This is a genomic window from Amycolatopsis sp. NPDC051903, assembly GCF_044452505.1.
GTDB lineage: Bacteria > Actinomycetota > Actinomycetes > Mycobacteriales > Pseudonocardiaceae > Amycolatopsis.
The window spans coordinates 184,153-200,619 of the sequence record NZ_JBITBT010000014.1 but is presented as its reverse complement, the minus strand read 5'-3'; the positions used below and the strand labels follow the sequence as shown (position 1 = coordinate 200,619).

The 16,467-nt window shown below is 72.4% G+C and carries 17 protein-coding genes; 10 read left to right on the top strand and 7 right to left on the bottom strand.

Annotation, left to right across the window (positions count from 1 at the left end; all coding sequences use genetic code 11):
• Window positions 1-40 precede the first annotated feature (40 nt).
• Genes ACIA77_RS27570 through ACIA77_RS27550 form a run of 5 tightly spaced genes read left to right on the top strand, consistent with a single transcriptional unit; the run spans window position 41 to window position 3,886 of the window.
• Entirely contained in the window at window positions 41-1,441 is a 1,401-nt protein-coding gene (locus ACIA77_RS27570) for a fatty acid desaturase (protein ID WP_395888881.1), read from the top strand.
• Window positions 1,441-1,632, top strand: a complete 192-nt coding sequence (locus ACIA77_RS27565; protein ID WP_395888880.1) for a ferredoxin — start codon at window positions 1,441-1,443, stop codon at window positions 1,630-1,632. Before ACIA77_RS27570 ends, ACIA77_RS27565 begins: the two co-directional genes overlap by 1 nt.
• Before the next feature lie 2 nt (window positions 1,633-1,634).
• A complete protein-coding gene (locus tag ACIA77_RS27560; RefSeq protein ID WP_395888879.1) occupies window positions 1,635-2,840 on the top strand; it encodes an NAD(P)/FAD-dependent oxidoreductase in 1,206 nt (401 codons plus the stop codon).
• A gap of 1 nt (window position 2,841) precedes the next feature.
• Entirely contained in the window at window positions 2,842-3,477 is a 636-nt protein-coding gene (locus ACIA77_RS27555) for a TetR family transcriptional regulator (protein WP_395888878.1), read from the top strand.
• 43 nt (window positions 3,478-3,520) lie between these two features.
• Entirely contained in the window at window positions 3,521-3,886 is a 366-nt protein-coding gene (locus ACIA77_RS27550; RefSeq protein WP_395888877.1) for an RNA-binding S4 domain-containing protein, read from the top strand.
• Window positions 3,887-3,888: 2 nt separating this feature from the next.
• On the opposite strand, the gene bla (ACIA77_RS27545) is transcribed toward ACIA77_RS27550, so the two are convergent.
• From bla (ACIA77_RS27545) to bla (ACIA77_RS27535), 3 genes are all read right to left on the bottom strand, one after another.
• Window positions 3,889-4,803 carry a class A beta-lactamase gene (bla, locus tag ACIA77_RS27545; protein WP_395888876.1) on the bottom strand — a complete coding sequence of 305 codons (915 nt, stop codon included), beginning with the start codon at window positions 4,801-4,803 and terminating at the stop codon, window positions 3,889-3,891.
• A gap of 799 nt (window positions 4,804-5,602) precedes the next feature.
• Window positions 5,603-6,106, bottom strand: coding sequence for a D-alanyl-D-alanine carboxypeptidase family protein (locus ACIA77_RS27540; protein ID WP_395888900.1), 504 nt, complete (start codon window positions 6,104-6,106; stop codon window positions 5,603-5,605).
• A gap of 317 nt (window positions 6,107-6,423) precedes the next feature.
• Window positions 6,424-7,362 (bottom strand): class A beta-lactamase, encoded by a 939-nt coding sequence (bla, locus tag ACIA77_RS27535; RefSeq protein WP_395888875.1) that lies wholly within the window; start codon window positions 7,360-7,362, stop codon window positions 6,424-6,426.
• A gap of 48 nt (window positions 7,363-7,410) precedes the next feature.
• Here bla (ACIA77_RS27535) and ACIA77_RS27530 point away from each other — a divergent pair, with 48 nt between their 5' ends.
• Window positions 7,411-8,304: a LysR family transcriptional regulator gene (locus tag ACIA77_RS27530; protein ID WP_395888874.1), complete on the top strand. Its 894-nt coding sequence runs from the start codon at window positions 7,411-7,413 to the stop codon at window positions 8,302-8,304.
• Window positions 8,301-9,203 (top strand): serine hydrolase, encoded by a 903-nt coding sequence (locus ACIA77_RS27525; protein ID WP_395888873.1) that lies wholly within the window; start codon window positions 8,301-8,303, stop codon window positions 9,201-9,203. The genes ACIA77_RS27530 and ACIA77_RS27525 overlap by 4 nt, the downstream gene beginning before the upstream one ends.
• Before the next feature lie 2 nt (window positions 9,204-9,205).
• On the opposite strand, the gene ACIA77_RS27520 is transcribed toward ACIA77_RS27525, so the two are convergent.
• Complete coding sequence (locus tag ACIA77_RS27520) at window positions 9,206-9,748, bottom strand: TetR/AcrR family transcriptional regulator (protein WP_395888872.1); 543 nt, start codon at window positions 9,746-9,748, stop codon at window positions 9,206-9,208.
• Window positions 9,749-9,804: 56 nt separating this feature from the next.
• Between ACIA77_RS27520 and ACIA77_RS27515 the strand changes: the two genes are divergently transcribed.
• The 3 genes from ACIA77_RS27515 to ACIA77_RS27505 all read left to right on the top strand — a co-directional run bounded on the left by ACIA77_RS27515 (window position 9,805) and on the right by ACIA77_RS27505 (window position 12,570).
• Window positions 9,805-11,328, top strand: a complete 1,524-nt coding sequence (locus tag ACIA77_RS27515) for an AMP-binding protein (RefSeq protein ID WP_395888871.1) — start codon at window positions 9,805-9,807, stop codon at window positions 11,326-11,328.
• Window positions 11,325-12,095, top strand: a complete 771-nt coding sequence (locus ACIA77_RS27510) for a crotonase/enoyl-CoA hydratase family protein (RefSeq protein ID WP_395888870.1) — start codon at window positions 11,325-11,327, stop codon at window positions 12,093-12,095. The genes ACIA77_RS27515 and ACIA77_RS27510 overlap by 4 nt, the downstream gene beginning before the upstream one ends.
• A 265-nt stretch (window positions 12,096-12,360) precedes the next feature.
• Window positions 12,361-12,570, top strand: coding sequence for a DUF6228 family protein (locus tag ACIA77_RS27505; RefSeq protein WP_395888869.1), 210 nt, complete (start codon window positions 12,361-12,363; stop codon window positions 12,568-12,570).
• A 41-nt stretch (window positions 12,571-12,611) separates the two neighbouring features.
• On the opposite strand, the gene ACIA77_RS27500 is transcribed toward ACIA77_RS27505, so the two are convergent.
• Genes ACIA77_RS27500 through ACIA77_RS27490 form a run of 3 tightly spaced genes read right to left on the bottom strand, consistent with a single transcriptional unit; the run spans window position 12,612 to window position 15,697 of the window.
• Window positions 12,612-13,910 (bottom strand): cation:dicarboxylate symporter family transporter, encoded by a 1,299-nt coding sequence (locus ACIA77_RS27500; RefSeq protein ID WP_395888868.1) that lies wholly within the window; start codon window positions 13,908-13,910, stop codon window positions 12,612-12,614.
• A gap of 52 nt (window positions 13,911-13,962) precedes the next feature.
• The gene (locus tag ACIA77_RS27495) at window positions 13,963-14,853 is read right to left on the bottom strand and encodes a hypothetical protein (RefSeq protein WP_395888867.1); all 891 of its coding nucleotides are present in this window, start codon (window positions 14,851-14,853) and stop codon (window positions 13,963-13,965) included.
• The gene (locus tag ACIA77_RS27490) at window positions 14,846-15,697 is read right to left on the bottom strand and encodes an amidohydrolase family protein (protein ID WP_395888866.1); all 852 of its coding nucleotides are present in this window, start codon (window positions 15,695-15,697) and stop codon (window positions 14,846-14,848) included. The genes ACIA77_RS27495 and ACIA77_RS27490 overlap by 8 nt, the downstream gene beginning before the upstream one ends.
• Window positions 15,698-16,467: the final 770 nt, after the last annotated feature.

Below are 16,467 nucleotides of genomic sequence, written 5' to 3'. Positions count from 1 at the left end.
GTCAATCACGCCGACAGCGTCGTTGACGGAGGAGGACGAGATGAGCCAAGTCGCCGGCACCGTGCCCGCCGGGTCGACCGAGTCGTGGACGGATCGCAAGCGGTACCTGTGGCTGATCGGGCTCGTGGTGCCCTCGCTCGCGTTCCTGGCGATCGGCCTGCACGCCGCCACGGGCTGGGGTGTGTGGTTCTGGCTCGGGCCGATCGTGATCCTCGTGGTCGTGCCGCTGATCGACCTGGTCGCCGGGCTCGATCGCAGCAACCCGCCCGACGACGTCCTCGAACGGCTCGAGAACGACCGCTACTACCGCTGGATCACCTACCTGTTCCTGCCGATCCAGTACGTCGGCTTCCTCGCCGCGTGCTGGCTGATCAGCCGGGGCGAGCTGAGCGTCGCGGACAAGATCGGGCTTGCCGTGTCGATCGGGTGCATCGGCGGCATCGGCATCAACACCGCCCACGAACTGGGCCACAAGAAGGAGAGCCACGAGCGCTGGCTGTCGAAGATCGCGCTGGCGCAGAGCTTCTACGGCCACTTCTACATCGAGCACAACCGCGGCCACCACGTGCGCGTCGCGACGCCGGAGGACCCCGCGTCCAGCCGCGTCGGCGAGAGCTTCTACCGGTTCTGGCCGCGCACGGTCGGCGGTTCGCTGGCCTCGGCGTGGCGGCTGGAGCGCAAGCGCTACGCCCGCCGCGGCAAGCACCCCTTCCGCCTCGGCAACGACGTGCTCAACGCCTGGCTGATGTCCGCGGTGCTGTGGGCCGCGATGCTGGCGTGGCTGGGCGTCGGCATCCTGCCGTACCTGCTGATCCAGGCCGTGGTCGGCTTCTCGCTGCTGGAGATCGTGAACTACCTGGAGCACTACGGGATGCTGCGGCAGCGGGTCGGGCCGCCCGAGCGGCGCCGCTACGAGCGCGTGGACCCGAGCCACAGCTGGAACTCCAACAACATCGCCACCAACGTGCTGCTGTACCACCTGCAGCGCCACAGCGACCACCACGCCAACCCGACGCGGCGCTACCAGACGCTGCGCGACTTCGCCGAATCGCCGGTGCTGCCCACCGGGTACGCCGGGATGATCGTGCTCGCGCTGATTCCTCCGGTGTGGCGGCGCGTGATGGATCCGCGCGTGCTGGCCCACTTCGACGGCGACCTCTCGCGCGCCAACCTCCAGCCGCGCAAGCGCGCGAAGGTCCTGGCGCGGTCCGGAACCCGCGTCACCGCCACCCACGAGGTCGTCGCCGACCCGCACGGCGATGCCCGCGAAGGCGGCAGGTGCCCGGGGTGCGGCTACGTCTACGACGAGCAGCGCGGCGACCCGCGCGAGGGATTCCCGGCGGGCACGCCGTGGTCGGCGATCCCGGATTCGTGGTGCTGCCCGGACTGCGGTGTGCGCGAGAAGGTCGACTTCGTGGCTCCCGGAAAGGTCGGCGCGTGATGCGGATCGAAGCGGATCGGGCGTTGTGCGACGGGCTCGGCATGTGCGAGGCGATGGCTCCGGACTTCTTCGAGGTGGGCGACGACGGCACCGTCGTGGTGCTCGACGAGTCGCCGGGCGAGGAGCACCGGGCCGGCCTCACGGCCGCGGCCGACGCGTGCCCGGTGCTGGCGCTGAAGGTGCGGGACTGACGATGACGCTGGTGGTGGCCGGCGCGTCGCTCGCAGGCCTGCGCGCGGTCGAATCGGCGCGGCGGACCGGGTACCGCGGCCGGATCGTGCTGATCGGCGCGGAAGAACACCTGCCCTACGACCGCCCGCCGCTGTCGAAGGCGTTCCTCGACGTGGCGGGGCCCGCCCGGGTCGAGCCGTTCCGCAGCGAGGCGTCGCTGCGGGACGAACTCGGTGTCGAGCTGCGGCTCGGGACGCCGGCGCGCGGGCTGGACACCGGCGCGCGGGAAGTGCTGCTCGACGACCGGCCGGTCCCCTACGACGGACTGGTCATCGCGACCGGCGCGACGGCTCGGCCGTTCCCCGGCCCCGTGCCCGGCGTGCACACGCTGCGCACGGCCGAGGACGCGATGGCCGTGCGGGCCGCGCTCGACCGGGGCGCGCGGGCCGTGGTGATCGGGGCCGGGTTCATCGGGGCGGAGGTCGCGTCGGCGACGCGCAAGCGCGGGCTGCCCGTGACGATCGTCGAGGCGCTGGACGTGCCGCTCGCGCGGTCCGTGGGCGCTTCGGCCGGGGCGGCGCTCGCCGGTCTGCACCGGGAGGCGGGCACGGAACTGCGGCTCGGCGCCACGGTGACCGGGTTCGAGACGCGCGGTGGGACGGTGAGCGGGGTCGTGGTGGCGGGCGAGGTGCTGCCGGCCGACCTCGTCGTGGCGGGCATCGGTGCGGCGCCGGCCACGGGCTGGCTGCGGGACAGCGGCGTGCGCCTGCACGAGCGCGACGGCGGCGTGGTGTGCGACGCGACGCTCGCCGCCGGACCGCCCGGGGTGTACGCGGCGGGCGACGTGGCGCACGTCGTCAACCCGCTCTTCGACGACGGGCCGATGCGGGCCGAGCACTGGACGAACGCCGCCGAGCAGGGAGCGGCAGCGGCGCGCCACGCGCTCGAGCCCGCATCGGCCCGTCCCCTTCCGTCGGTGCCGTACTTCTGGTCGGACTGGTACGGGCACCGGATCCAGTTCGTCGGCTCACCGCGCGCGGACGAGGTCGTGGTGGCCGTGCCGGCCGAGGCCGGGCTGACCGCGCTGTACCGGCGCGGGGACCGGCTCACGGGTGCGCTCACCGTCGACCGGCCGAAGGAGATCATGAAGTACCGCAGGCGGATCGCCGTCGCGGCGCCGTGGGGCGAGGCGGTGGAGTTCGCCGGGACCACACGGAGGGCCGCCTAGAATGCCGATCATGAGCGGGGCACTCCGGGCCGCACCGCCCGGGGGCGGCCAGCACCGGCAGCCGATCGTCGCCGCGGCCATCGAGCTCACCGCGCGCGACGGCTGGGCGGCGGTGACGATGGCGCGGCTGGCCGAGGCCGCGGGCGTGAGCCGGCAGACCGTGTACAACGAGATCGGGTCCAAGGCGGCGCTCGCCGAGGTGATGATCTCCCACGAGCTGGGCCGGTTCCTCGCCGTGGTGCGCACCGCGTTCGACCGGCACCCCGGCGACCTCGTCGAAGCGATCTACGAGGCGATCCGCGCCGTGCTCGACCTGGCCGAGGACAACATCCTGCTGCGCGCCATCGCGTCGGCCACGCACGGTACGGACACCGAGCTGCTGCCGCTGCTGACCACACGCGCGGGCTCGTTGCTCACCGAGGCGAAGGCGATGCTGGGCGAGCGCGTGCGCTCGTACGAGCCGCCGCTGGACGACGAGCAGATCGCCGTGATGATCGACCTCGTGGTGCGCACCGTGCTGAGCCACGTGATGCAGCCGTCGGACACGCCCGAACGCACCGCGGACGCCCTCGCGTGGGTCGCCGGGCGGGTGCTGGGCACGTCGGCGGCCCGCCCGATGCGCCACCGCACCCGCTGACCCTCCTGGGCGGTCTTCGTGGATCCGCGCCATGATGGAGGGCGTGGAATCGACCCGGGTGGACCGCTGGCTGTGGGCCGTGCGGCTGGCGAAAACGCGTTCCGACGCCGCGGCGGCGTGCCGCGGCGGCCACGTGCGCGTGAACGACCGCCCGGCGAAACCCGCCACCACCGTCGTCCCCGGCGACCGCGTCCGCGCCCGCATCGGCACCAACACCCGCGTCGTCGAAGTCGTGCGGGTGATCGAAAAGCGCGTCGGCGCGCCGGAGGCCGCCAAGTGCCTCATCGACCACACGCCGAAGCCGCCGCCCGAAGCGGTGGTCCCGGTCGCCCACCGCGAACGCGGCGCCGGCCGCCCCACGAAACGGGACCGCCGGGTGCTCGACGAGTTCCGGTCCCGCTGGGGCTGAACTCAGCCTCGCCGGAGCACGGACACGACGTACGACGCCGCCTCGGCGATCAGCGGGTAGCGGGGCGCGTCGGCGTACGACTGGCGGTCGGAAAGGACCGCGAGGACGAGGGGCGCCGCGCCGGGCGGACGCAGGACGGCGACGTCGTTGACGCGGCCGTAGTCGCCGTGGCCGGTTTTGCCGATCACCCGCCAGGTCGCGGGGACACCGGCTGTGATGGCCTGCCCGCCGGTGGTGCTGCGGCTCAGCCAGTCCTCGACGAGCGCGCGGCGATCGGCCGGCAAGGCGTCGCCGAGCACGACCCGCTGGTGATCGGCGGCCAGTGCGCGCGGGGTCGTGGTGTCGCGCGGATCGCCGGGACGGGCGCGGTTGAGCTCCGGCTCGTACTGGTCCATGCGGCTCACGTCGTCGCCGAGGGTGCGCAGGTAGGCGGTGAGCCCGGCCGGGCCGCCGGCTTCGCGCATGAGCAGGTTGCCCGCGGTGCCGTCGCTGTAGCGGATGGCCGCGTCGCACAGCCCGCGGACGGTCATGCTCGTGCGGTGTTCGGTGATGGGCGAGAAGGAATTGACGTCGGCTTTCGTGTACGTGATCGTGCTGTCCAAGTAGGACAGTGGCCGGTCGCGCACGACAGCGGCCACGGCGAACGTCTTGAACGTCGAGCAGAACGCGAACCGCTCATCCGCCCGGTACTCCAGCACGGCGCCGCTGCCGGTCTCCAGAGCGTGAACCCCGAGGCGGGCGCCGTACTTGCGCTCGAGAGCTTCGAGCGGCGCCGTACTCGGCGGCGCGGCGGCGCTCCTGGTCGTGCCCGACGGCGCCGCCGGCCGCACCGTGACCGGCGGCTCGTTCGCACACCCGGCCAACGGCAGCGCCACAACCCCGGCGAGCAAAACCCGGCGGCTGACTCGCGGGTTCACAGCTGATCCCCTCCCTGTTCGACTTCGGCCAGGCAACTACCCGGACGGCACCGGTCGCCGGCGACCCCGGTGCGGGCTGGCCCGCTCACGACTCGACGTCGGCCAGACAACCGCTCAACCGCGGTGACCACAGCCGAATCTCCACTACCACCCGCTCACGAATTCGGCGTCGCACCCAGGCAACCCTTCAAGCGCAGCAACCACAGGCACCGGCCACTGAATCCCCGTGCGGGTCAGTCCACTCACGATCCAGCCTCGCCAGACAACCGCCCAACCGCGACGACCACAGCCGCCGAATCTCCAGTACCACGGGATCCGCTCACGAATCCGCGTCGCACCCAGGCAACCCCTCTAGCACAGCAACCACAGGCACCGGCCACTGAATCCTCGTGCGGATCGGTCCACTCACGATCCAGCCTCGCCAAACAACCGCCCAACCACGGCGAGCGCAGCCGCCGAATCTCCACTATCACCCGCTCACGAATCCGCGTCGCACCCAGGCAACCCCTCTAGCACAGCAACCACAGGAACCAGCCACTGAATCCGCGTGCGAGTCCGGTCCACTCACGATCCAGCCTCGCCAAACAACCGCCCAACCACGGCGACCTCAGCCGCCGAATCTCCACTACCACCCGCTCACGAATCCGCGTCGCACCCAGGCAACCCCTCAAGCGCAGCAACCACAGGAACCAGCCACTGAATCCCCGTGCGGATCGGTCCACTCACGATCCAGCCTCGCCAGACAACCGCCCAACCACGGCGAGCGCAGCCGCCGAATCTCCAGTACCACCCGATCCGCTCACGACTCGGCGTCGGCGAGGCAGCTGCCCGGATGCGGCAGCCGCGGCGGGCGGCCTTCGGGGTGGTGCTCGAAGTGCCACCACTCGTTGTCGTAGACGCGGTAGAGCCGGTGCCGGCCTCCGTGGGCCTCCAGCCACCGCGCCCCCTCGCGCGGGCGCACGTCGACCGCCCGGCCGCGCACGTGCCACGACTCCCCCGGCGGCAACGTCCGGCGCCGCGCCGCGGCGGCCGAGCCCGCGCGCCGGACCTCGGCGGCGAAGAGCCGTTCCTGCTCGCCGGCGTCGCGGTGCCCGGAGGTGAGCCCGAGCAGCACGCCGTCCCGCCACAGCGCCGTCGCGCGCGCGGCAGCGAACGCGGCCCGCGTCCCGGCGCTGAGCCCGGTGAGGTCCTCTGCGGGGAACCGGATCGCGAGCGCCCACTGGCACGCGAGGTGCTGCCCGCGCCCCGGCCGCACGACCACCGCCACCGGCCACAGCGCGAACGCCAGCAGCCGCGTCACCACCCGGTACCCCCGATCCCGCCGCCGCACCCGCTCCCCCGGCGGCGAACGCCGGCGAGCACCGCGGCCGCGCCAGGACCCCCGTTCCTGCGAACGACGCCCGCGTAGCCCGAGCGCGAATCCCCACCAGTACGCGACAAAACGCAGGCGGCCGGGCCAAGGCAGCCGGCGGTGCGCCCGCAGGCCGCGCCCCGGCGATCCGGCGCAGCACAAGCGCCGGTCCCGCTGCGGCGCGCGGAATCCCAGCAGTCCGCCCGGCCGAACCGGTTCGGCCGGGCGCGCCCGCGCGCCAGACCAAGCTCCTCCCCCGGAAAACCGTTTCATCCCAAGGCCTTCACCGCGGCGGTCGTGGCGCGGGCGATCAGCTTGTCGTCCGTGGGGGCGTCCGGGGCGGGGTGGTCGGAGAGCACCACGAGGACGATCGGGGCGCGGCCGGGGGGCCAGGTGATGGCGATGTCGTCGCGGGTGCCGTGGTCGGCGGTGCCGGTTTTGTCGGCGACCTGCCAGCCCGCGGGGACGCCGGCGCGGATGGTGGCCGCGCCGGTGGTGTTGGCACGCATGGTGTCGGTGAGGAAGGTGCGGGCGTCCGGCGGCAGCACCGAACCGAGGGTCACCGCGCGCAGGTCGCGCGCCCACGTGCGCGGCGTGGTCGTGTCGCGCACGTCGCCGGGGGCGGTTTCGTTGAGGGTGGTTTCGGTGCGGTCGACGTGGGTGACCGGGTCGCCGATCGAGCGGAGCCACGAGCCCAGCGCCGCGGGGCCGCCGAGTTCGCGGAAGAGCAGGTTGGCGCCGGTGTTGTCGCTGTAGCGCAGCGCGGCATCCATGACCGCGCGCAGCGCCATGCCGTCCCCGACGTGCTGCGAGGTGATCGGCGAGCCGGCGACGACGTCGGCCTGCGGGTACTTCACCACGCGGTCGATGCCACCCACACCGAGCTTCTTCAGCACCGCCGCGGAGCTGAACACCTTGTGCGTCGAGGCGTAGGCGAAGCGCTCGTCCGCGCGGTAAGCGACCTCGCGGCCCGAACCGGTGTCCAGGGCGTAGACGCCGAGGCGGGCGCCGAACGTCCGCTCCAGGTCCGCGAAGTCGTGACTCGAAACAGCCGCCGACGACGGGGGCGGAGGCGGCGCGAGCTGCGGAGACGCCGGTGCGGCGCACCCCGCCAGCAGCGCCAGGGCCACCAGCGGCACAGTCTTGCGAAGCAACGAGATCCCCCTTCGGAAGTGATCGACATCCGCAGTCTCGCGAAACCGGCTCATGCTGTCGAAGACAGAAGTGGGCACTTCCATGCCGAACGGGCATACAGTGTGCTCGTGGACCTGATCGGCAGCTGCCGCGCGTTCGTCGGCGTGAGCGAGACCGGGAGCTTCACCGCGGGGGCCGCGGTGGCGGGCATCCCGCAGCCCGTGGCGAGCCGCCGGATCGCGGCGCTCGAGCGCCACCTCGGCGAGCGCCTGTTCGACCGCGCGACGCGCCGGGCGCAGCTCACGCCGTTCGGCCGCGACGTGCTGCCGTCCGCGCGGCGGCTGGTGCGCCTGGCCGACGCGATGGAACACGACGCCAAGCGCGCCAAGCTCCGGCCCCTGCGCCTCGCCGTGCCGGACACCTGCACCACCCGTGACCTGGCCGAGCTCGACGCCGAGGCCCGCACGCTCGGCGTTTTCCTCGAGTTCCGGCCCGCGCCGCCCGGGGAACGCGCGGAGCTCGTGCGCACGCACGAGGTCCGGGCCGCCGTCGTCGCCGTACCCACCGGCGATGCCGTGTGGACGGTCCCGCTCGGGGTCGCGGGCACGGAACGCCGGCCGCTCCCGCCCGTCGTGCACCTCGAGACGCTGCGGGCCGGGCGCGGCGCGAAGGCCGACCGCCGTCGCGTGTGGATCCAGCCCGAGGACGACGTGCCCGCCATCCGCGACCGGGTGTTCCGCGTGCGCGACGCCGTCGGCCTGCAGCCCGCGCAGGTCGCCGTCGCCGATTCGCTCACGGCCGCCGCGGCCACCGTCTACTCTTCGGCCGACGTGCTGGTGTGCTCCGCCGCGCAAGCGGCCGAGCTGGGGCTCGGCTGGCGCCCCATCGGGGAGCTCGACCTGGCCCGCGGCTTCGACGTCGCGGCCGCGCTCGGCGAAGACGCCCAGCACCTGCGCACACGGCTGCGGGCCGGCCTCGCCCGCTGCCTCGGCGCGACCGACGAGGAGGACGGGTGAGCACCGAAGCACTGTTGCGCACGCTGCGCACCGAACTCGACGACGGCGGGCTGCGCGGCTCGTTCCTGGTGCGCGACCTGCGCACCAGGCGCGAGCTCGGCATCGACCCCGACCTGGAGTTCCCGAGCGCATCGCTGGTCAAGGTCCCGCTCGCCGCCGCGACGCTCGAACGCGTCCGGCTCGGCGAACTCGACGGCGCCACCCCGATCGACGTCCGGCCGGGCCGGGTCACCACCCCCGGCCCCACCGGTCTGACCCGCTTCCGCCACCCCGCGCGCGTCGCGATCGACGACCTGCTCTACCTGATCATGGCGATCAGCGACGGCACGGCGGCCGACGCGCTGTTCGAGCTCACGCCGCCGGCCGAGGTCACGCGGATGCTGCGCGAGTGGGGCGTCGACGGCGTCACCGTCCGCCACCCGATGGGCGAGCTGGCCGACACCCCCGCCGAACGCTTCGGGCCCGGCGAGATCCACCTCGCCCACTCGCTCGCCATCCGCGCCGGCACCGCCGGCCGCGGGCACCCGGTGTCCCAATTGGACATCACCCACGCCAGCTCCGGGTCGGCCCGCGCGTACGCCGGCCTGCTCGAGGCGTTGTGGCGACCGTCCAAGGTGGACGAATCAGTGGCCGCGCGCGTCCGGGAGCTGATGGCCCAGAACCTGATGCGGCAACGGCTTTCACCCGACTTCTGGTCCGACGCGACGAAGTGGTCGTCGAAGACCGGGACCCTGCTGAACCTCCGGCACGAGGTCGGGGTCGCCGAGCACGCCGACGGTCAGGTGTTCGCCGTCGCCGCGCTCACCGAATCACGGGTCCCGGCGGCGATCCAGCCCGAGGCGGAGATCCTCATGGCCCGCGTCGCCCGCACGCTGCGCGACCACCTGCGGACGCACTGACCTCAGGCCATCCGCTCGAACCACCGGTCCACGATCGCGCCGGCCACCGCCGGGTCGTCGCGCAGGATGCTGGTGAGCGCGAGCCCGCGCAGCAGCACGAGCAGCGATTCATACCCGATCCGATCGTCCGAAAAGGACTCGAACGTCTCCCGCAGTTCGCGGCCCAGCTCGCGTTCCGCCGGCAGCAAGGCCGCGCGCAGAGCGGGATCGGTGCGCGCGCCCAGCCACAGTTCGAGGCCCGCGAGGAACAACGGCCCGGACATCGCCTCGCGCAGCGCCGTCACGAGGTGGCGCTGCGATCCGGCGCCCGCCCCGGCCGCGCGCACCCGGACCAGCTGCTGCTCGGCGATGTGGTGGATCGCGGCGACGAACAAGTCCTCTTTGGACCCGAAGTGGTGCAGCAGCGCACCGCGCGACACCCCGGCCCGCTCCTGCACGCGCTGCGTGGTGGTGCCCGCGTAACCGAACTCCACGAGGCAGCCGACGGTCGCGTCCAGGAGGTTCTGGCGGGTCCGCGCTCGTTGTTCGCTGCGGGTGGCGGGCATCGGCGTAGTCTACCCGGCTCGTTGACAGTCCAGACGGACTGTGGAACTCTCCCGGCATGCTCGCTGTGGAGTTGGTGCGCCGGGGTGCCCAGCGCTTCGCGGACCGCACGGCCGTGGTCGTCGGCGACCGGGAGTTCAGCTACGCCGAGGTCGACGAGCGCGCCAGCCGCCTCGCCAACGCGCTGCTCTCCGCCGGTGTAGGCCGCGGCACGCGAGTGGGGCTGCTGGTCGACAACGGCGAATGGTCCGTCCCGCTGGACTTCGCCTGTCTCAAGGCCGGCGCGACCCGGGTGCCGCTCAACGCGCGCCTCGCCGTCGCCGAGCAGTCGCGGATGCTCACCGAGTCCGGCGTGACGCTGCTCGTCTACAGCGCGCCGCTCGCCGAACGGGCGGTGGCGCTGGCCGAGGCGCTCGACGGGCTGCGGCTGGCCGGCCTCGGCGATCGCCAGCGCGCGCAGGACCTCGACCTCGTGGCGGAGCTCGACCGCGTTCCGGCGGCGGATCCCCGGATCGCGGTGGTGCCAGAGGACGTCGTGCTCGCGCTCTACACCTCGGGCACCACCGGCACGCTCAAGGCCGCGCAGCACACGCAGGCGAGCTTCGCCGCCATCACGGCCAACATCCTCGCCAACTTCCTCTCCCCCGGCCGCGATTCGGCGATGCTGCACGCCGCGTCGCTGATCCACGCGAGCGGCACGTTCGTGCTGCCGTACTGGATCCGCGGCGGACGAGCCGTCGTCCTGCCCGGCTTCGACCCCGGCTCCTACGCGGATTCGCTCACGCGGCACCGGATCACGGAGATCAACCTCGTGCCGACCATGCTCGGCCTGCTGCTGGCCGGCTCCACTCTGGACACCGCCGAGCTGTCCGCTCTGGACACCATCGCCTACGGCGCGAGCCCGATGCCCCGGCCGTTGCTGAGCGAAGCGCTGGAGCGGCTCGGCCCGAAGTTCGTGCAGTACTACGGGCAGACCGAGGCGCCGCTGTGCCAGACCGTGCTCGGCAAGGACGACCACGCCGGCGACCTGCTCGGTTCGTGTGGGCACCCGGCCGTCGACGCGGAGGTCGTGCTCACCGATCCGGACGGAAACCCCGTGCCCCAGGGGGAGATCGGCGAGATCCGCGTGCGCGCGCCGTTCACGATGAGCGGTTACCTCGACGCGCCGGAGCTCACCGCGGAGACGCTCGTCGACGGCTGGATCCGCACGCGCGACCTGGCCCGCGCCGATGAGCGCGGCTATCTGTACCTGGTCGACCGCGCGAGCGACATGATCGTGACCGGCGGCTACAACGTCTACCCGCGGGAAGTCGAAGACGCGCTGGCGGCGCACCCGGCGGTCGCCGAGTCGGCCGTGGTGGGCGCACCGGACGCGACCTGGGTCGAGGCCGTGACGGCGTTCGTCGCGCTGCGGCCCGGCGCGGTGGTGTCCGAAGAGGACTTGCGCACGCACGTGCGGAGTCTGCTCGCGGGGTACAAAGTGCCCAAGAGCGTGCACGTCGTCGACGCGATCCCGAAATCGGCCGTCGGCAAGATCCTGCGCCGCGCGCTGCGGGAACCGTTGTGGGAGGAAGACCGATGAGCGAAACCGTCCTGGTCGAGCGCCGGGGCACGGTCACGATCGTCACGATCAACCGGCCCGAGCGCCGCAACGCCGTGGACCGCGCGACGGCCGAGGCGCTGGCCGCCGCGTTCCGCGCGTTCGACGCCGACGAGGACGCCGCGGTCGCCGTGCTGCAGGGCGCCGAGGGCACGTTCTGCGCGGGCGCCGATCTCAAGGCCGTCAGCGAGGGCGCGGGCAACCGCGTCGAGCCCACGGGCGACGGGCCGATGGGGCCCACGCGCCTGCGCCTGGCCAAACCGGTCATCGCCGCGGTCAGCGGCCACGCCGTGGCGGGCGGCCTGGAACTCGCGCTGTGGTGCGACCTGCGCGTCGCCGACGACACGGCGGTCTTCGGCGTGTTCTGCCGGCGCTGGGGCGTCCCCCTCATCGACGGCGGCACCGTGCGGCTGCCGCGCCTGATCGGGCAGAGCCACGCGATGGACCTGATCCTCACCGGCCGCCCGGTCGAGGCCGACGAGGCGCTGCGCATGGGCCTGGCCAACCGCGTCGTCCCGGCTGGGCAAGCGCTGGAGGCCGCGGTGGAACTCGGGAAGTCGCTCGCGGCGTTCCCACAGACCTGCCTGCGCGAAGACCGCGCGTCCGTCCTCGAACAACACGGCGAGACCGAAGAACCCGCCCTGGCCAACGAATTCGCGCACGGCCGCGTCTCCCTCGCCACCGACACGGCGGCCGGCGCCACCCGCTTCGCCCGCGGCGCGGGCCGCCACGGTTCGTTCGAGCGCTGACCGCAGCACGGCCGGACGGGTTTCGCAACTGCTTCGCCGAACGCCGGCATCGCTCTTGGAGTGCTCGCTGTGGTGCGCATCGGCTCGGACACTGAGCACCTCGGCTTGACGCTCGTCGAGTCGAGGTGGCGGACGCCGGCGGCTTCCGTGACCGCCCGTGGCGTCATTGCGGCCAGGTTGGTTCAGCCCCACTACGCCGACGACGGGTTCGGAGACTTGGCAGACTACTTCACAGCGCTGGCACAAGCGTGGCGCGGCTGGGAGGGTGCGCGCGTGGCAGTCGCTGGAGCGTGAGCTCGGAATCACCGCCGTGCACACGGGCAGCCACGTCCGGCTTCGAGTCGACCTGCGGCACGTCTCGTTCGACAACGGTGCCGAATGGACAGTCCGGGTCGAGCTCACCCTCGACGCCGGCCAGGCGGCGTCCGGCGTTCGAGCCGAAGTCGCCGGCCGCCACGGGTCGTTCGAGCGTTGAGCGGGTGGGGCGCTGCCGGAGCGGCGCCCCACCCGGGCCGATCACGCTGCGACGTAGCCCGCGTCCAGTTCTTGGTGCAGTGTGACGCGGTCGATCGCCTTTTCCCACTTGCCCACGACGAGCGTGGCCACGCAGTTGCCGGCGATGTTGGTGAACACGAAGGCGGCCGACAGGACACTGTGGACACCCAGCACGAGCGCGATGCTGCTGACCGGGATCGTGTGCGTGGCCGCCAGGGTCAGTGCCAGCACCGCGATCGCCGAGCCGGAGACGCCCGCGCCGCCCTTCGAGGTGAGGAGCAGCACGACCAGGAGGCCCAGCTGGGCCTGCCAGCTCAGGTCGGTGCCGGTGGCCTGCGCGAGGAACACACTGACCGCGGCGAAGTACAGGCACGTGCCGTCGTGGTTGAAGCTGTACGCGGTGGGCAGCACGAGCCCGACCACGGGCTCGTCGACGCCCAGCTTCTCGAGCTTCGCCGTGAGCTGAGGGAAGACGCTCTCCGACGAGCTCGTGCCGAGCACCAGCACCAGCTCCGCGCGGAAGTAGCGCAGCACCTTCCACAGGCTGACCCCGGCGTAGCGCGAGACCGGCCACAGCACCAGCACGAAGAACAGCACCACGATCAGGTAGAACACGCCCACGAGCTTGCCCAATGGGAGCAAAGTGGACAGTCCGTACTTCGACACCGTGAAGGCGATGGCGCCGAACGCCGCGAACGGCGCGAGGCGCATGACCTTCTTGATGATCCAGAACAGCGACTGCTGCACGGTGCCGACGATGTTCAGCACCGGCTGCGCCTTCTCGCCCAGCGCGGCGAGCCCGCACGCGAACAGGACCGAGAACACCAGCACCTGCAGGATCTCGCCCTTGGCGAACGCGTCGACGGCCGAGGTCGGCACGAGGCTCACGAGGAAGTCGTCGAAGCCCTCCGACTTCGCCGGCGCCGCGGAAGCCGGGGCGTGCAGCGACGACGGGTCGATGTTCATGCCGACGCCGGGCTTGAGGACGTTGACCACCACGAGGCCGATCACCAGCGCGACCGTGGTGATCACTTCGAAGTACACGATGGACTTCACCGCGATGCGCCCGACCTTGCCGAGGTCGCGCACGCTCGCGATGCCGTGGGTGACCGTGCAGAAGATGATCAGGCCGACGACCATCTGGATCAGGTGGATGAAGATGTCGCCGAGGAAGTCGACGTGGTGGCCGACCGAGGGCGCGAGCGCGCCCACGAGCACGCCGGCGACGACGCCGGCGACGACCTGGAAGGTCAGGTCGGTGTAGAACGGCTTGCGCTTGCGGGTCTGCCCGGGGGCGTCCGCCGAAGTGGTTTCACTCATCGTCTTCCGGTTTCTCCGTTGAATCTCCGGGGCCGGCACACGCCGGGTGGTGCTAGGCGTCGCCGAGGATGGTCTTGGCGGGCGCGAAGACCTCCTCGGCGTCGAGGCGGCGCGGGAGCAGACCCTGTTCGAGGCAAGCGTCGACGATCAGCTCGACGGGACCCCGCAGGCGGTCGAAGCCGAACAGCGTCGGGCGCGGTTCACCCTCGGACCGCTCGACGGTGGCGTCGGCTCGGCGCAGCAGTTCGTAGGCCTCGCGGACGGCGGCGGGGTTGTCCCGGGCGACGGTCGCGCCGGCGACCACCATGTGGTTGATCGGCATGAAACCGTGCTCGCGCGACCACTGCTCGTCGCGGGCGCGCGCGTTGGGGATCACCCGCACGAACTCGTCGCCTTCGGGCAGGTCGTTGCCGAGGATGGTGGCGTCGATGCGGCCTTCGCGCAGCAGGTCGGGCAGGCTCGCGTCGCCGACGCCGTGCTCGACGAAGTCCGGATCCTCGTACTCGGCGACGTGGGCGCCGTCGCGCGTGAGCCAGCGGATGTCGCGCGACGCGAGGCCGAAGTCCCCGGTGAGGTGGGCGCGCACCCACATGCCCGTGGTCTGGGTGAAGGCGCGGACACCGACGGTTTTGCCCTTGAGCTCCTCGGGCTTCACCGGGCGCGAAGCGTGGGCGATGAGGCAGCCGCGCTGGAACCGCGACGCGACGACCGCGGGCAGCAGCACGACCGGACGGCCGTACGCGATCGCCTGCAGGGCCGTGACGATCGCCAGCTCGCTCAGGTCGTAGGCCTCGTCGCGGACCATGGGTGCGAACGCCTTGTGCACGGGTTTGGCGGCGCGGAAGTCGAGCGTGACCGCGTCGCTGGTGACCTCGCCGTTCTTGAGCGGCTGGGTGTGCGGGTAGTCGGCGAGGACGGTCCGCAGGACGGTGGGTTCAGGCACGGTTCGCTCCCGGGTAGAACGCGGCCGCGGTCCCGCCGAAGATCTGCTGCACGTCGGCCTCCGGCAGCACGGAAACGGTTTCGCGGGCTTCGGCGAGGAGGTCGGGCAGCCGGCCCTCGGCGGCGGGGAAGTTCGACCCCCACACGAGGCGGTTCGCGCCGTAGGCCGCGACCAGGTCCGTGAGGAAGTCCTTGACGGTGGACGCGCCCTGTTCCGCCGCGGCCAGCGCGCGGTGGGTGAGCTTGAGGTGCACGCCGGGGTAGGTGGCGAGGTCGAACAGGTCCTTGGCCAGGCGGTAGGGGCGGCCGTCGGACAGGTCGGGACGCGCGCAGTGGTCGAGCAGCACGCGGACCTTCGGAAAGCGGTCGAGCAGCTCGCGCAGCTTGGGCAGGCCCTGGATCGTCATCTGCAGGCACACCGGGATGTCGTGCTTCTCGGCGTGGGCCCAGGCCGGGAACGAGTCCTCGTGGCCGAGCCAGTCGGCCTGGCCGGGCATGGTCGTGCCGGTGGTGAAGAGGCGGAAGCCGGCGAAGCCCAGGCCCTGCCAGTGCTCGATCCGCTCGACGGCGTCGGCGGCCATCGCGTCGATCGAGTAGACGCCGGTGAAGCGGTCGGGGTGACGCCGCAGCGCCTCGGCGACGTAGCGGTTGTCGTGCCCGTAGACAGTGGACGCCTGCACGACCACGGCCCTCGCGATGCCGGCGTCGTCGAGGGCCCGCACCAGGCCGTCGATGTCCACGGGATGGGCCTTCGACCACTCGGACCGCTTCCCGCCGATCGGGTCGACCGGGTACTGCTCCGCGTCCGGGGAGATGACGTGGGTGTGCGTGTCGATGATGTCCATCAAACCTCCTGTGGGCCGGGGGACGGCGCAGCACCGGGTCCTCGGCGACCCGGCCCCGGAACCCGCGCGCTCCGGCAGACCGGGACCATACACGATTGTTAACAATCTCGTACGAGATTGTTGGGACGATTTCGTCGCCATGACGGTGCGCAGCGGTTCGGAGACGGAGAGCGAGCTGGTCAGGGCCGGTGCGGGTGGAGGGGGGCGAGGCCATGGTGACAAATCAGTCTCGGGCACTCGCGGCGAGGAGGATGCCGGGAAGATCGGCTTTGCCGGGGTCGTGGCCGAACTCGACGGCGGAGATCGCTGCCGGCGCCCGGTGGCTTGCGGAGGTCGGCGTCCCGGCAAGCATTACGCGACGGCCTCCGCCGGCACAGCTCGCCGCAGCCGATGTGCCCGGTTCACCCGTATCGGCTCGCACCCGGCCAGGGCTGCGCCAGCAGGCGGCCGCTGCGCAGTGCGATCAGTCGCGAGGCCGCGGTCGGCTCCGCACGGGCAACCGGTGCACACCAGGCAAGAGGCGCGCGTCCGAGAACAACTCGCGCCCGCGCGACTCCGGGCGCGCACGACGCCGGGCCCGTCGCCGGACGGCGATGGCACGCACCCGGCGACGGCGCGGCAGCCGGTGCGCGCGGCGATCGGTCGGCCGAAGCTGCAGCACGGTGATTCGCGCAGGACGCGCGGCCGTCGTGGCTGGCGCGCACCGCGAGCGGCAGTACGCGGGCAGTCGTAACTACCCCCACGTTGGCGGACGCGCGATACCGCAGCAG

What these genes read in the sequence shown, in the direction of transcription:
- ACIA77_RS27560 (WP_395888879.1), top strand. Translation starts at nt 1,635, where the DNA reads ATGACGCTGGTGGTGGCCGGCGCGTCGCTCGCAGGCCTGCGCGCGGTC.
- bla (WP_395888875.1), bottom strand. Translation starts at nt 7,362, where the DNA reads ATGAGCCGGTTTCGCGAGACTGCGGATGTCGATCACTTCCGAAGGGGG.
- ACIA77_RS27570 (WP_395888881.1), top strand. Translation starts at nt 41, where the DNA reads ATGAGCCAAGTCGCCGGCACCGTGCCCGCCGGGTCGACCGAGTCGTGG.
- ACIA77_RS27500 (WP_395888868.1), bottom strand. Translation starts at nt 13,910, where the DNA reads ATGAGTGAAACCACTTCGGCGGACGCCCCCGGGCAGACCCGCAAGCGC.
- ACIA77_RS27490 (WP_395888866.1), bottom strand. Translation starts at nt 15,697, where the DNA reads ATGGACATCATCGACACGCACACCCACGTCATCTCCCCGGACGCGGAG.
- ACIA77_RS27565 (WP_395888880.1), top strand. Translation starts at nt 1,441, where the DNA reads ATGCGGATCGAAGCGGATCGGGCGTTGTGCGACGGGCTCGGCATGTGC.
- ACIA77_RS27555 (WP_395888878.1), top strand. Translation starts at nt 2,842, where the DNA reads ATGCCGATCATGAGCGGGGCACTCCGGGCCGCACCGCCCGGGGGCGGC.
- ACIA77_RS27520 (WP_395888872.1), bottom strand. Translation starts at nt 9,748, where the DNA reads ATGCCCGCCACCCGCAGCGAACAACGAGCGCGGACCCGCCAGAACCTC.
- ACIA77_RS27510 (WP_395888870.1), top strand. Translation starts at nt 11,325, where the DNA reads ATGAGCGAAACCGTCCTGGTCGAGCGCCGGGGCACGGTCACGATCGTC.
- ACIA77_RS27515 (WP_395888871.1), top strand. Translation starts at nt 9,805, where the DNA reads ATGCTCGCTGTGGAGTTGGTGCGCCGGGGTGCCCAGCGCTTCGCGGAC.